Source organism: Pseudomonas sp. GD03944 (genome assembly GCF_029839275.1).
Classification (GTDB): domain Bacteria; phylum Pseudomonadota; class Gammaproteobacteria; order Pseudomonadales; family Pseudomonadaceae; genus Aquipseudomonas.
Window position 1 is genome coordinate 338149 of sequence record NZ_JAOCAH010000001.1, and the last position, 15114, is coordinate 353262.

Genomic DNA, 15114 nt, shown 5'->3' on the forward strand with positions numbered 1-15114 from the left:
TTTCGCGGCAACCGCCGCCAGCTCCTAGAACGGCATCACGATCAACGGGTACCGCGACGACGCAGGGCAGCCGGCTTGAAGTAGCCGTCGTCCGGAATCGCCTGGCTGAAGTCGATGGTGGTCGGCTCTTCGTTGTCCAGGTTCTGCACGTGGTAACGGCGAGCCTGCAGGTCGTGGAAGGTGTCCAGCGCGGACCAGGTGGTCGGCAGGTCGTAGTAGTTTTTCAGGTAGGCGATCGAGACGCGCCACAGCTCGCCACGACCGTCGTACTGATCCACCACCGCGGCTTGCCAGCTGTCCTCGTCGAGGAACAGGGTGCGCTTGGAGTAGATGTGACGGGCGCCGGACTTCAGCGTGCCCTCGACGACCCACACGCGGTGCAGTTCGTTGCGGGTGACCGCCGGGTTCAGGTGGCCGACCTGCAGCAGGTCCTTGTACTTCACGTCAGGGCTGGTGACCTTATAGTTGTTGTAAGGAATGTAGATTTCCTTCTTGCCAACCAGTTTCCAGTCATAACGATCCGGTGCACCGTTGAACATGTCGGTGTCGTCTGCGGTACGCAGGCCGTCAGCCGCGGCGATCGGGGTGTCGTAGGCCAGGTTCGGCGCGCGACGCACGCGACGCTGGCCGGCATTGTAGCCCCACGCCTGGCGCGGCTCCTTCACCTGGTCCAGGGTCTCGTGTACCAGTACCGCACCACCTGCCAGGCGGGCCGGGCTCTTGGTGAAGGACAGGTAGTAGAACATGATGTTGTTCAGGTCCGCGTACGACCCGGCCGGGTTGTAGAACTTGAACATGGCTTCCTGCTGCGAGGTCACCAGGGAGTAGCTGCCATTACGCTGCACGGCCACTTCGGACGCACGGCGCACGATGTAGGTACCGCGGTAACGCGCAACGTGGTTCCACAGCGCCTCGACACCGTTCTGCGGGATCGGGAACGGGATGCCGCCGTAGGCGTCGGAGAAGCCGTTGCCGCCATCGAGGAGCTTGGCGCTGGTGGCGTTCTTGATGGTGTTGTCATAGACCCACTGCGGCGCGGAGCCGGAACGACGGGTCTGGTAAACCGGCATCTGGTAGGTGTCCGGGTAAGCCTTGAACATGGCGATCTGACCCGGGGTCAGGTTGGCCTCGTACTGGCTCAGGTTGGCCGCGGTAATGGTGAACAGCGGCTTGTCTTCCGGGAACGGATCGACGTGGTGCTGGCCCGGGGAGGTGTAGCCGGCCGGCGCCTTGGTGATGCCGCCGGTCCACTCGGGGATGGTGCCAGCGGCGTTGCCCGCCTTCTCGGCACCGAACGGCGTCAGGCTGGTGCCCAGCTTGGCCGCTTCTTGCGACGAAACCGCGGCCATTACGCTACCGGCAGACAGCGCCAGTGCAATCGCGGCGCCCATCAGCGTGTGCTTTTTCAGCATCTTGATTCTCCGTGATAAGTCATCGACCGAGCGCCCGTGGGCGCTCGGCATCTTTATAGGGGTCTTAGAACGAGTACTTGACGTTGACACCGATGTTGTCGCGGTCACGACTGGAGTTGTTCTGGCCGGCACCGTAGAACTCGGTGTACTGCAGCTCGGCTTCCAGGCTGTTCAGGTAGCTGGCACGCAGACCGACGGTGTAGGCCTTGCGACCTTCGATGAAGTTGCCGGTCTGGTGCGAGTTGCCTTCGAAGTCATGCTTGAACACGGCGAACGGCGACAGGTTCACACCGGCGTAGACGTCGTTCCAGGTACCGGACATGACCAGGGTGTAACCGTACGAGTTCTTGTTGATCTGGTCGTCGCGACCATAGTCGCTCGCATAAGCACCGTTGCCTCGGCCAGCGTAGTAGCGATTGTTGCCTTGGTAATCGATGTACTGCAGATCGCTGCCACGCAGGTGCTCGGAAGCCAGTTCAGCAACCCCGAACAGCGAATCGAAGCCAAGCGCCGGGCCGAAGTTCTGGATAGCACCCAACGAGGTATTGAACGCCTCGACGCGCTCGTAGTTGTGCAGCTCACCGCCCAGCCTTACGTCCTGACCCGCGATATTGATGCCCTGCCCCAGGGAAAACTGAGTGGCCTGACCGAGCAACTGCTGCAACGCATCGTTGGTTGCCGCCATGCCGATCGGCATATTCGGACGATAGGCAATTTCCCCGAACACCGATGTCTCATTGATCGTGGTGTTGAAGCTGAAGCCGTACACCCGGATGTCTTCAACGTATTCGCGACGGGCTTGAACCTGATTCCCCAGGTCTACCGCCAGCAATCCACCTACGACCTGCTGGGCACTGATACCACTTGCAGCTGCAGCTGCTGCCACAGCAGCGTTACCCAGCAACCCGCCGTACTGAGCAAGCGAAATGCCATTGTAAGCGCTGTTCACATCGGCATAGATGTAGGGTTCTTTGGAGTGATAGTTGATGAAGTACGCCCCGAACTCAGTGGAGTTCAGCTCTTCAGCAATGTATTTGAAGTTGACGCCGAACTGGCCGTCGTTTTTTGCGTTGATATCCGGTCCGATGGACGCAACCTTGAATGCATTACTGTTAGCAAACTCGCTGCCACGCAAACCAGTCGCCGGGTTGCTGGACAGCAGCCCATACAGCGAGTTGTTACCAAAACCTGGATTGGGCGTGAGCAGACCGGCCAGTGCCCCGCTTTCGTTATAGGCGGTGCTGCCACCATCGGCAAAGAGGTCGGTTTCAGAGAAATAGGTGCCAACCGGGTCGATGGCGCTTTCTTTCCAGTTGAACTGGTAGAAGGTTTCCATCGACAGGTTATCGGTGAGGCCGATGTTGAAGCTCAGGGCCTCGACCGGCACCAGCACTTCCTTCAGCTCCGAACCAGGCAGGCGGAACTTGGCGGCGTCCACCGGGTTGGTGGTGTTGATACCACCTCGGTAGAACAGGCCCTCACCCCAGTTGAATACCTGCTTACCGATACGGCCAGTAACCGGCATGTTGGCGATGTCCCAGTTGCCATACAGATAGGCGTCGAGGATCTGTGCATCACGACCGGCCTTGTGGCGGGTTTCACGGGTGAAGCTGTTGTCCCGCGGATAATTCTGGCTCGGCTGGACCGGGCTGTTGGCGTCGTAGTAATCGTTGCGCTTGTCCATGATCTGAGTGTCATAGAACGCAGTACCACGAATGAAGGCGCCGTAGTTCTGGTAGCTCACTTCCAGGTCGGAGGTGATCTTGAACACTTCGGAAACCAGGCCGGTGTCGAAGTTGCGGTTGCCATCGTTGGTGTTGATGTCGTTGTTGGTCTTGTCCTGGCCCTGGACACGCCACAGCTGGCCGTAGGAGACCGTGGTGTCGATGGAGCCGCTGATTTCATTGTCGGCGAAGCTGAACTCCACCGCCTGGGCGTGAACCGCGACCAGCAGTGGCAGAACGCCGGCGAAGGCAAAACCCGCCTTGGCAGGCGCAAAACGTAGTACGGGCTTACGGGACTTAATTTCCATCGAGATTTCACTCCGTGGACAGATCATTCTTCTTGTTTGCACTCCCGTAGGAGGGAGCACGATATGGCCATACTGACGACGGCCTTGTTATTTCCTGGATGGAACACGCCGACAAGGCCGTGCACACCGTTCCCCCAGGTTTGCTCCAATACGGGACCGAATCCGCGCATCCACCTGCAACCATGGTGCCAATTCAAACGACCGTATCAGCCAACACCCCTTTTCTAGAGCTTTCCCTTTCCAGCCATTCGTGACTGGTCATTCACTGATCAATCGGCCAGCTTTTAACCCTTGACGTGCGCGTTTTGTCCTACGATCTGGCGCCTTAAGTCACTCTTACAGGCGAGGCGAGCGCGGGAAAACCCATGAATAAACGGTGCAGTCAAGCCAGCGAACGCAATCTTAAGTAAGCGAACGCATAAGCGACGCCCTTCACATTCCTTTGGGTAACAAAAAAGTGTTACCAGCCAGAGACTGGTAACACTTTTTGTCCAACAAGATGCGCTGTCAGGCGAGGCTTTTGCTGACCACTTCGAAGACGTCGCTGGACAGCTCGCCCGAGGCCAGGATGCGCTCCAGCTCGGCCTTCATCAGGGCCTGCCGTGCGGCATCGTATTTGCGCCAGCGGGTCAGCGGCGCCAGCAGGCGCGAGGCGATCTGCGGGTTGAGTGCATTGAGGGTGATGACCTGATCCGCCAGGAAGCGGTAGCCACTGCCGTCGATCTGGTGGAAGTTCACCAGGTTCTGTCCGGCAAATGCGCCGATCAGCGCACGCACCTTGTTCGGGTTCTTCAGGGTGAACGCCGGGTGCTGCATCAGCGCCTGCACCTTGCCCAGGGTGCCCGGCAGGCTGCTGGCCGCCTGAACGCTGAACCACTGATCCATGACCAGCGGATTGTCCTTGAAGAAGTCGGCGAAGCTGGCCAGCGCCGTCGCCTTTTCCGCTTCGAAGGACGAATTGACCAGGACCGCCAGCGCGGTCAAACGCTCGGTCATGTTGTCACACGCTTCGAACTGCTCCAGGCAGGCGGCCAGGACATCCGGACGACCGCTGAGCATCAGGTAGGACAAGGCGATGTTCTGCAGGCTGCGACGCGCAAAGTGCTGGGCTTCGGCGACGTAGGCGCTGCTGCGCGAGGTCTCGCGGTTGGCCTGATAACGCTGCCAGAGCGGCTCGTACAGCGCTTCGGCCAGTTGCCCGCGGGCGAATTCACGGGCCGCGTGGATGGCGTCGACATCCGCCACGTCGCTGATTTCCACCAGGTAGGCTTCGCCCGGCAGGGAGAGCATTTCCGCCACCATGGCCGGGTCCAGCTCGGTGTTTTCCAGCACGCTGCGCAGCGCAGTGACCAGGCGCTGGTCGAGCACCAGGGCTTCGCCGCGCTGGTGCTGGCCGATCAGCTCTTGCAGCACCTGCACCGACAGTTGCTGCCCCGCCTCCCAGCGGTTGAAGCCATCAGCGTCGTGCTGCATGAGGAACATCAACTGGTCACGGCTGTAGGGGAAGCTCAGCTTGACCGGTGCCGAGAAGCCACGCAGCAGCGACGGCAGCGGCTTTTCCGCGACGTCGACGAAGGTCACTACCTGCTCGGCCTCGGTGATCGAGATCACCCGACTGGTGGCGCTGCCCGCCGCCTCGCCGCTCAGGCGCAGCGGCAGTTCACGACCCTGGGCGTCCAGCAGCCCCAATTCGACCGGAATCACGAACGGCAGTTTTTCCGCCTGCCCCGGGGTCGCCGGGCAGCTCTGACTGAAGGTCAGGCTGTAGGTCCTGGCCTGGGCGTCATAGGCCTCGCTGACCGCCAGACGCGGAGTGCCCGCCTGGCTGTACCAGCGCTTGAACTGGGTCAGGTCGATGCCACTGGCGTCTTCCATGGCCTTGATGAAGTCGTCACAGGTCACGGCCTGGCCGTCATGGCGCTCGAAGTACAGGTCGGTGCCCTTGCGGAAGCCCTCGGCGCCCAGCAGGGTGTGGATCATGCGCACCACTTCCGAGCCCTTCTCGTACACGGTCAGGGTGTAGAAGTTGGAGATCTCGATGAAAGCGTCCGGGCGCACCGGGTGAGCCATGGGGCCGGCATCTTCGGCGAACTGGTGGGTACGCAGGTAGGCCACGTCCTCGATGCGCTTGACCGTGCGCGAGTTCATGTCGGCGCTGAATTCCGCGTCGCGGAACACGGTGAAACCTTCCTTGAGCGACAGCTGGAACCAGTCGCGGCAGGTCACGCGGTTGCCCGACCAGTTGTGGAAGTACTCGTGGGCCACCACCGCCTCGACCCGCTGGTGCGCGGCGTCGGTGGCGGTCTCGGCCTTGGCCAGCACGCAGCTGGAGTTGAAGATGTTGAGGCCCTTGTTCTCCATCGCGCCCATGTTGAAGTCGTTGACCGCGACGATCATGAAGATATCCAGGTCGTACTCGCGGCCGTAGACCTCTTCGTCCCAGCGCATGGATTTCTTAAGGCTGTCCATGGCGTGCTGGCACTTGTCGATGTTCTCCGGCTCGACGTAGATGCGCAGGGCTACCTCGCGCTGGCTCATGGTGGTGAAGCTGTCTTCCACGCACCAGAGGTCGCCGGCCACCAGGGCGAACAGGTACGCCGGCTTCATGAACGGGTCTTCCCAGGTCGCCCAGTGCCGGCCACCCTCTTCCGGGCCGCTGGCGATCGGGTTGCCGTTGGACAGCAGCACCGGGTAGCGATGCTGCTCGGCGCTGAGCGTGGTGGTGAATTTGCTCATCACGTCCGGGCGGTCGAGGTAATAGGTGATCTTGCGGAAGCCTTCGGCCTCGCACTGGGTGCAGAACATCGTGCCCGACTTGTACAGGCCCTCCAGCGCCGTGTTGCTTTCCGGGTGAATGCGCACGCTGGTATCGACCACGAAGCTGGCCGCCGCCGGCTGCAGGCTGAGATGGTCGTCGTCGAGCTGATAATCCGCGGCGCCCAGCTCGGTGCCATCCAGCGACACCGCCAGCAGCTCCAGCTGCTGACCATCCAGTTGCAGGCGCGGCAGCCCGCCACCGGCAGCCGGGTTGCGGCGCATGACCAGTTGCGCATGCACCAGGGTGTGATCCTCGAACAACTCGAAGGTCAGGTGCGTCTCGTCGATCAGGTAATCGGGCGCCTGGTAGTCCTTCAGGTAGATCATTTTCGGCTGTTCGGTGCGCATGGCTTGTGGCCCTTTGTGTTCGGACCCTGGTCGGGCCCGGTTTGCGGAAGTCGGTTACTCGTGCACGGCGAGCTGATAGGCCGTGTACTTGCGGATATTGATCACGCCGGTGTCGAACATCAGGTACTGGCCCTTGATACCCAGCAGGGTACCCTCGGCGACCGGTTCCTTGTCCAGGTTGAAGCTGCTGATCTTGGCCGGGTAGGCCTCGATCGGGTAGCGGATGTCCACCACCGCCTGGTCGACGAGGGGCTGGATGGCCTGCAGGCCGAAGCGCTGTTGCAACGTCAGCAGGCCGTCCGCGCAGGCACTGAACAGCTGCTCACGGATCGCGATCAGGTCCACGGGTGCGGCATCGCCCTTGAGCAGGGCCCGCCAGTTGGTCTTGTCCGCCACCTGGGTGCGCAGCAGGTCTTCGACGAAACCGGACTGCTGACGGGTCGCCATGCGCAGGATCGGCAGCGCCTGGGTCGCGCCCTGGTCCATCCAGCGGGTGGGGATCTGCGTGGCGCGGGTGATGCCGACCTTCACCCCCGAGGAGTTGGCCAGGTACACCACGTGATCGGTCATGCAGAACTGCTCGCCCCAGCTCGGCTCGCGGCAGGTGCCGGCCTCGTAGTGGCAGCGTTCCGGGCTCATGATGCAGATATCGCACTGGGCCAGCTTCTGCATGCAGGGGTAGCAATAGCCCTGGCTGAAACTGGTCTTGGTCTTGCGCCCGCAGTGGGAACAATGGATCGCCCCTAGGTATTCGAGCCGCAGGCGCTTGCCGATCAACGGGTTGACCGGCACTTCCTCATCGCCCAGGCGAAACGCGTACTGCACCGGCGCGCCCAGGCGCGCCGCCATCTTGCTCAGCGAGCCACGAGCCAGCTCAGCCATCAGTGCACGGTGTCCGAGGATTTGAACAGCAGGTTGGGGATCGGCTCGGACTTGGACTCGCACTCCTGCGGGCCCATGTAGCCGATGCGCTCTTCTTCCGGCAGGTTCTGGATTTCCCAGGCGATGAGCGCCTGCAGGCTCAGTTCTTTCTGCTCCTGGGTCAGCTTGCGGCCGTCGGGCCATTTGCCGATTTCCACAGCCAGCTTGAGGCTCTGATAGATGTCCGGGGTGATGTTTTCAATCGCTTCGAGAAAGGACGACATGGCGCGCCTCCAAATACAAAGGGTCAGTTTACCGGTGCCGGCGCGCCAGCGCACCGCCCAGCAGCCCGGTGACACACCCGGCGAGCAGCCCGCCGACGTGCGCGGCATTGGCGATGGCGCCGAATTGCAGCAGCTCGAAGATGCCGGTCATGCAGATCAGCAGCCAGACCAGCATCATCACCAGCACGCCCGGCGGCAGCCGGTAGCTGTCGTTCGGCGCCAGGCGCTGGTACAGCCAGCAGTGCCCCAGCAGCCCGTAGAGCACCCCGGACAGCCCGCCGAACAGCGACGGCCCGCCCCACCAATACTGGGCGAAATTCGACGCCAGGCTGAACAGCAGGGTCAGGGCCAGCAGGCTGATGGCGCCCTGCCGGTGTTCGATGCGCCGCCCCAGCTCCCAGTACCACAGGCTGTTCATCGCCAGGTGCAGCCAGCCGAAATGGATCAGCATCGGCGTGGCCAGCCGCCACCACTCGCCCTCGGCCAACGTGGCCGCCAGGTAGTTGAGGTAGATGCTGTCACCCTGGATGCGGAAATCGGTGAAGCTCAGCCAGCGAATGGTAGCGAAGTTCTCCCCCGCCGCCGTGATGCCGAACACCACCAGGGTCAGCACCAGCATCACGGCCGTTACCGGGCTGCGCCAGAGGCGCGCCAGCAGGCCGTCGCCTGAGGCGGAGGCCACGGCGGGTGGCATCTCGGCCGCGGCGTCACCCTGGGGATAGCGCGCATACAGCTCACGCACCTGTTCGGCCAACTGCTCGCCCGGCACCCACAGCACCTGCTCGCCCGCCTCCTCCGAGACCCGGTGCGGCACCTGCAGGCGCCGCAACAGGGTCACGAAACCGCTGAGGTCCACCTGCACCGGCAGGCGCATGGCCACCACCGCACTCACGAGGGCAGCTCCGGCTTGAGCACATCGACCCAGACGAACTTGTTCGGGTCCAGGCGGGTTTCCTGGTCCAGGCGGTAGGCCACCAGCTTGCCGTACATCACCGCGCTGTAGTCCAGGCAGGCCAGGTTGGGGCGGATCGGTGCCGGCTTGCCCCTGCGCCAGTAATGGCCGACGAACAGCATCGGTTCGTGTGCGCCATATTTCAGCAGTTCGTCCTTCTGCAGTTCCGACAGCGGCGTCTGGGCCGCCTGCACCGGCAAGGCGTCGGGCTGGAACACGATGTCGCCGTAGGTCTGCGGGTTCTCTTCCCAGAACTTGGTGCGGAAGAACGAGCGGGTGAAGCCGTCATTGCTGGTCAGCGTCAGGCCATGGGGCAGGCGCATGTCGGTGCCACGCAGCAGGCGATCCAGCGCGGTGCAGGCGAAGCTGCCGGGCAGCGCCGAGGCCTGGAGGAAGTGCTCGTCGATGCAGGCATCCGGGAACTGCGCACGCAGCGGCTCGATCAGCCCGGCGTCCCAGCAGGCATGCACCACCCGAAAGCGGCCGGCGTCGATGAACAGCGGCATCTCGTAGAACCAGGCGAGAAATTCCCGCCATTCGCTCGGGTAGGCCGCGAACTGCTCCAGGGTTTCCTTGATCAGGCGCTCGTGACGCGGCGTGTGCTCGCGCACGAACTGCCGGCCGCTACCCGGCGGCGCCGGCGTGCTCCAGCCCAGGGCGTTGAACTCATGGTTGCCCATGATGCACAGCGCCTGGCCGGCAGCGACCATGTCATACACCAGGTGCAGCGATTCACGGATGCGCGGGCCCCGGTCTACCAGGTCGCCGACGAAGATCGCCATGCGCTCGGGATGACGCCAGGCGCCACCCTGCAGGCGATAGCCGAGCTGTTCCAGCAGGCGCTCGAGGGTATGGGCGCACCCGTGAATATCGCCAATCAGGTCATAGCTGCGCGACGGGTCCAGAGGCATTCAATCACCCCCGCCACCGAGCCGGCTGCCCCAGCCCAGCTTGGTACGACAAACCTCGTAGTAGTTGTGATCCAGCGGATGGATCAGGCACAGCTTCTGCGGCTTCTTGCGCACCGTGATGGTGTCGCCCGGCGCGCAGGTGAAATGGTTCTGCCCGTCGCACGACACCTGCGGGTAGATCTGCAGGTCCTTGGAGACGACGATCTTCAGCTCGCTGTTGCCGTCCACCACGATCGGCCGGCTGGACAGAGTGTGCGGGTACATCGGCACCACCACGATCGCATCCAGCTTGGGGTGCATGATCGGCCCGCCGGCGGACAGCGCATAGGCGGTGGAACCGGTCGGGGTGGCGACGATCAGGCCGTCGGCCTTCTGGCTGCAGACGAACTGGCCGTTGATGTACAGCTCGAACTCGATCATCCGCGTGGACTTGCCCGGGTGCAACACCACGTCGTTGAGGGCGTCGCCCTGGCCGATGGCCTCGCCATGCCGGCGCACTTCAGCCTCGAGCAGAAAGCGGTTCTCGGTCAGGTAATTGCCTTCCAGCACCTCGGCAATCTTCACCTCCAGCTCGTCGGGACGAATGTCGGTGAGAAACCCCAGGCTGCCGCGGTTGACGCCCAGCACCGGAATCTTGTGCCGGGCCAGGGCGCGGGCCGCGCCCAGCAGGCTGCCGTCGCCACCGACCACCACCACCATGTCGCACACCTCGCCCAGGTTCTTGCGCGAGGAGGTCTGCAAGCCATGGCCCGGAAGCACTTCGGCGATGGTGTCCTCGAGAATCACGTGCAGGTGGCGGTCGAGGAGAAACTTCTTCAGCCGGCGGATGGTGTCGAGCACCTGGGGACTGCCCAGGCGACCGATGATGCCGATATTGCGAAACTGCTCCATGGTGCTCCCGCGAACTCTGGGTGTAGAGGGCCGATTATGGGCGAAAGGCCGCGGCAGCGGCAAACGCGGGACTTTGCCGGGCATTGCCGAACGCAGCGATGAGCCGTTTTGCCACGGCCAGATGAAGATTAGGCGCTATGCTCGCAGGATGACGCCCTTTTCCTCACTCGCCGACCTGCCCCAGCGCCTGCGCCAGCCCGCGGTAAGGGACCTGGCCTGGGTCCTGCTGTCGCCGCCATTGCTCAGCCATACGCCCTGGCCGCAACGCCACCCGCTGATCGCCAGCGCCTGGAGCCGTGCCCCCGACGCTCTGGCCGACTGGCTGCTGCATCAGGACCAGGACAGCAGCGCCCTGCTCGCCTGGCTCGCGCAAAGCTCGGTGCGCCGCCTCGGGCTGTATTACGAACGCCTCTGGCAATTCGCCCTGCGTGCGGCGCCCGGTATCGAACTGCTGGCGGCCAACCTGCCGATCCGCCAGGGCGGGCACACCCTGGGCGAGCTGGACCTGCTGCTGCGCGACGAGGAAGGCACCCACCACCTGGAGCTGGCAGTGAAACTCTACCTGGGGCCGGAGCACGACGACGGTGACCAGGCGCGGCAGTGGCTGGGCCCGGGCAGTCATGATCGCCTGGATATCAAACTCGACCACCTCAGCCAGCACCAGTTGCCGCTGTCCGCCCGTGCCGAAGCCCGCCCGGCATTGGCCGAGCTCGACGTGCCGGGCATCAACGCCGCGCTGTGGCTGGGTGGCTACCTGTTTTACCCCTGGCCCCACACCTGCCACCCGCCGCAAGGCGCCAACCCACAGCACCTGACGGGCCACTGGCTGCACCGCCGTGACTGGCCGGCCTTCCGGCGCGACAGCCCACCCGGCACCTGGCAACCCCTGCCTCGCCAGGCCTGGCTGGCACCGGCGCGCATCGCCACGGAAGACCTGTGGGGCAGCGAACGGCTCAGCCAGTGGTTCGACGACCTGCTACCGCTGAGCAACGCTCAGCTCCTGGCACGCGTGCAGCCCGACGCCCACGGCGACTGGGTGGAAGCCGAGCGAATCTTTCTGGTGGATGACCGGTGGCCGGAAACGGACGAGACGCCCTCGCCCTGAGCGATCAGCGGCTGCGTTCGATGCGTCCGCCGGAGCGGGCCAGGTAACCGGAACCGCTTTCGCACAGCAGCGCATCGCGCTGCGCCACGGGCAGGGCATCCAGGCCATCGCGCAATGCATAGGCGCGGTAGCCGAGCTGCGACAGCAGGAACACCGCACTGGCGCTGCGCTTGCCGCTGTCGCAGTAGCACAGGTAGGTACGGCCCTTGTCCAGCAGCCGGGCCTTCAGGCGCAGCAGCTGCAGCGGCATATGCAGGGACTGGGGCGCGTGGGCGCGTTCGTATTCTTCCTGCAGGCGCACGTCCAGCCACTGCGCATCGGCACTGAGCAGGCGCGCGGCCTCGCCGAGGGAGACTTCGTCGACCACCGGCGCCTTGAGCAGGGAAAAGAAATCCTGGCGGCTCAGGCGCAGCACGACGCCGTCGTCCAGCAGGGTCACCGTGGCGTTGCGTGGCCGGTCGGCGAGCAGCGCTTCTTCACCGAAGCAGGCGCCAACCTCGAGTTCAGCCAGCACTTGGCTGTCACTGCCGGCCCCGCGGATGACCTCGGCCCGGCCGTTTTTCAGGAAGTAGCAGCAATCGCCGGTCTCGCCCTCACGCAGCACCGTGCTGCCAGCCGCCAGCTCGACCCGCTGCAGGCGCTCGAGCATGGCCCGCACGTTGGAAGGTGGCACCTTGGAGAACAGCGGGTTTTCCAGCAGGCGCTCCAGCCACTCCACCTCGTCGCCCTGCTGCCCCAGTTCCAGTAACAGGTCCTGGTAGGCCAGGCGCCAGGTCAGCAGGCGGTTGAGCAAGGCGCTGTCCAGCGCCAGGACACTGACGTCGCTCAGGGCGCGGGCTTCGTGCAGACGCGGCAGGCTGGGCGAAAGCGGGTGGCAGCTGGCTTCGCTGCCGGCCACCAGGCGCTGAGGCTGGCCATCGGCGCCCTGCAGCAGCAACTCCCCGGCCAGCAGGTAATAGGTCAGGCGGGCCTGATCCCCCTGGCGGAACAGCAGCTGTCCTGCCAACAGCGGCTGCGGCACCAACTGGCTGCGCAACTCGCGCCATTGCTGCTCGGACAGCACGTTGAGTGGCGTCAGACTGCGCAGCTGCTCGGGGTTCAGGGGTTCACTCATGGAAAATCCAGGCTCCGCTGGTCAAGAGTCAGTGTAGCCGGCTGCCGCAGAACCACCTGCCGGTCGCCGTAACGCCAGGGCAGCCTCTCGCCCCTGCAGACCGCCCGTGTGCACGAACAACACACGACTGCCGCGCGCAAAGTAACCGGCCTGCACCTGGTGGCGCAACGCAATTAATGCCTTGGCGGTGTACACCGGCTCCAGCGGCAATCCACTCGCCACTTCAGTGGCCTGAAGAAAGGCCAGCAGCTCGTCATCGACCCGGGCGAATCCGCCGCGGCTGACGTCCAGCAATTCGTAGCCACCCATCGTCACCCGGGCATCCTGCAGGATCGATGCGACCTGTTCCGCCACGCCATGCCCGTGCGGCACGGCCATGGCGCCGTAGACCGGGCGAGCGCCCTGCTCCCCCAGCACCAGCCCGGCCAGCGTGGTGCCGGTGCCACAGGCCAGCCACCAGCCGTGGTAGTCGGCCCAACCAAGCGCAGGCAATTGCGCACGGGCCTGGCTCACCAGGTCGACGCAGCCCAATGCCCCGGGCAGGCCACCGCCGCCTTCGGGGACGCAATGAAAGTCTGGATAACGCTCGCGCCAGGGCATCCAGAAACCCGCCTCATGCCGGGCACGGTAACCGCCGTAGCCCAGCCAGTGCAGGTCCATGCCGAAATGCTGGAGGTCGCGCACAGTCGGTGTGTCCTGCGGCGTGCCGCGCAGCAGCCCTACCGTGGCAAAGCCGAAGCGCCGGCCGGCAGCGGCCAAGGCGTGCAGATGATTGGAGTGGGCGCCGCCCAGGCTGATCACGCCCTGGGCGCCCGCGGCACTGGCCGCGCGCAGATGATGCTGGAGCTTGAACCATTTGTTGCCGCTGATCAGCGGGTCGATCAGGTCGAGGCGCAGCACCGCCACCTCGACACCCGCCGCTTCCAGCCAGTCGAGGTGCAGCGGCTGCAGCGGCGCGGATGCCGCCCAGTCAGGAATGACGAGCGACAAGGCTCAGCTGACGGTACGCAGGCGGCTGCTGGCCTTGTGGCGCGCGCAGCAGTTGGAATCGCCCACGGCGAAACGGCTGGGGGTGTCGACGCGGTCGATCGGGATGGCGCAGCGCTCGCCGCTGGGCAAGGCCGCTTCGCAGGTCGGCTGCTGGTAATGGGCCAGCCAGTGGCGGTACTGCTCCTCGGACACGAAGCACTTGGCCGCGGCATAGGCCATGGGGTTGTCCTGGTAGCGCGCGATGTCCTGCAGCGGAATCGTCAGGTGACCGGCGCCCGGGTGGTAGACCACGAACACCACGCCCAGCTTGGCCAGCCGCTCGAGAATCTGGTCGCCGCCCTGGTTGGTCAGCGCGTCGCGCTCACGCTTGAGGCGTTCCAGCTCCTGCTGGGTCTGGGCATCCTGTTCGTTGCGGTACGCCAGCTCGACATCGCGGATGGCAATCTGCTCTTTGTACTCGACCACGGCCGAGGCGATCTTGGCCTGCATTTCCCCCTCGAACTGGGCGCGCAGGATGTCGCTCTCGGTGCGCCCGTTGCGCTCGATGGCGCGCAACTGCTCGCTCATTTCCTCGCGGGACGACTGGAAACTGCTGGCCTGGGCCGCCAGTTGCGCCTTCAGCGTGGCGTTCAATTCTTCCTGCTGACGCAGGGCCTGGTGCATACCATGGATCTGCGACTGCAGGTTCTTGCTCTGCTCTTCGCCGGCCAGGCGGAACTTGGCCAGTTCCTCTTCGTGCTGCTGGCTGAGGCTGGCAATACGCAGGCGCTGCTGCTTGATCAGTTGTGCGGTCTTGAGGCGGTGCTCCTGCTCCATTTTCGCGGCGAGCTTTTCCGCGACTTCCTTGGCCGGGTCCGGGGCGTACCACTGCTCTTCCGAGGCCATCTGCAGGCGCTCGGGGGCGACCGCCTGGGCGCTGTCGTCCTCGACCAGCACACCCAGGCTGTTGCGTTTGATGGTTTCGCGCAGCAGCACCAGGTCGTTCTGGCCAGGCGCCAGGCTCGGGTCCCACAGGTGCATCTGGTGCCAGGACACCGGGCACTGGCTGCGGCAGGCCAGGCGGATCGGCCCGGCGCCCATGTCGGGGCCGCGCCCGGCGCGCTCGGCCAGGTGCTGCAGGGGAATGTTCCAGCCCTTGTCAGGCGCCCCGCGCTCGTCGAAATCCAGGTAGAAGAACACCACGGCCTTGATCAGCAGGCGCGGGTTGATCACCACGTAGGCGACACGCATCTGCTCGTCGGCGAACTCGGGCATGTTGACCACGCCATCGAGCAGCGCTTCGAATTCGGGAAAGAACATTTGCTTGCAGATGCCGCCACGTTCACTGAAGAACATCACGGCCTCAACCATCTGCGGCTTGTTCTGCATGCTCATCGGTTTCCCTCTAGGCCAACACG

General features: G+C 64.2%; 12 protein-coding genes. 1 reads left to right on the forward strand and 11 read right to left on the reverse strand.

Going from position 1 to position 15114, the window contains the following annotated elements; genetic code table 11:
* Positions 1-41 precede the first annotated feature (41 nt).
* From N5C28_RS01600 to N5C28_RS01635, 8 genes are all read right to left on the reverse strand, one after another.
* Entirely contained in the window at positions 42-1412 is a 1371-nt protein-coding gene (locus tag N5C28_RS01600) for a DUF1329 domain-containing protein (RefSeq protein ID WP_279819349.1), read from the reverse strand.
* 64 nt (positions 1413-1476) lie between these two features.
* On the reverse strand, positions 1477-3444 hold the full coding sequence (locus tag N5C28_RS01605; protein ID WP_279819352.1) for a DUF1302 domain-containing protein: 1968 nt from the start codon (positions 3442-3444) through the stop codon (positions 1477-1479).
* 507 nt (positions 3445-3951) lie between these two features.
* Positions 3952-6609: an aminopeptidase N gene (gene pepN / locus N5C28_RS01610; RefSeq protein WP_279819354.1), complete on the reverse strand. Its 2658-nt coding sequence runs from the start codon at positions 6607-6609 to the stop codon at positions 3952-3954.
* A gap of 54 nt (positions 6610-6663) precedes the next feature.
* On the reverse strand, positions 6664-7491 hold the full coding sequence (locus N5C28_RS01615) for a DUF2797 domain-containing protein (protein ID WP_279819357.1): 828 nt from the start codon (positions 7489-7491) through the stop codon (positions 6664-6666).
* Positions 7491-7754: a DUF1315 family protein gene (locus tag N5C28_RS01620; protein WP_279819359.1), complete on the reverse strand. Its 264-nt coding sequence runs from the start codon at positions 7752-7754 to the stop codon at positions 7491-7493. Before N5C28_RS01620 ends, N5C28_RS01615 begins: the two co-directional genes overlap by 1 nt.
* Before the next feature lie 28 nt (positions 7755-7782).
* Positions 7783-8646, reverse strand: a complete 864-nt coding sequence (locus N5C28_RS01625) for a rhomboid family intramembrane serine protease (RefSeq protein ID WP_279819360.1) — start codon at positions 8644-8646, stop codon at positions 7783-7785.
* Complete coding sequence (locus N5C28_RS01630; protein ID WP_279819364.1) at positions 8643-9617, reverse strand: metallophosphoesterase; 975 nt, start codon at positions 9615-9617, stop codon at positions 8643-8645. The genes N5C28_RS01625 and N5C28_RS01630 overlap by 4 nt, the downstream gene beginning before the upstream one ends.
* A complete protein-coding gene (locus N5C28_RS01635) occupies positions 9618-10508 on the reverse strand; it encodes an NAD(+) kinase (RefSeq protein WP_279819366.1) in 891 nt (296 codons plus the stop codon).
* A gap of 148 nt (positions 10509-10656) precedes the next feature.
* Between N5C28_RS01635 and N5C28_RS01640 the strand changes: the two genes are divergently transcribed.
* A complete protein-coding gene (locus N5C28_RS01640) occupies positions 10657-11613 on the forward strand; it encodes a DUF1853 family protein (RefSeq protein ID WP_279819368.1) in 957 nt (318 codons plus the stop codon).
* A 4-nt stretch (positions 11614-11617) separates the two neighbouring features.
* Here the strand turns inward: N5C28_RS01640 and N5C28_RS01645 are convergent, their stop codons facing one another.
* From N5C28_RS01645 to N5C28_RS01655, 3 genes are read right to left on the reverse strand one after another with little or no spacing between them, the layout of a single operon-like run.
* A complete protein-coding gene (locus N5C28_RS01645) occupies positions 11618-12727 on the reverse strand; it encodes a cyclic nucleotide-binding domain-containing protein (protein ID WP_279819370.1) in 1110 nt (369 codons plus the stop codon).
* 21 nt (positions 12728-12748) lie between these two features.
* The gene (locus tag N5C28_RS01650) at positions 12749-13717 is read right to left on the reverse strand and encodes a pyridoxal-phosphate dependent enzyme (protein WP_279819372.1); all 969 of its coding nucleotides are present in this window, start codon (positions 13715-13717) and stop codon (positions 12749-12751) included.
* Positions 13718-13720: 3 nt separating this feature from the next.
* A complete protein-coding gene (locus N5C28_RS01655; RefSeq protein WP_279819373.1) occupies positions 13721-15091 on the reverse strand; it encodes a chromosome partitioning protein ParA in 1371 nt (456 codons plus the stop codon).
* Positions 15092-15114 lie beyond the last annotated feature (23 nt).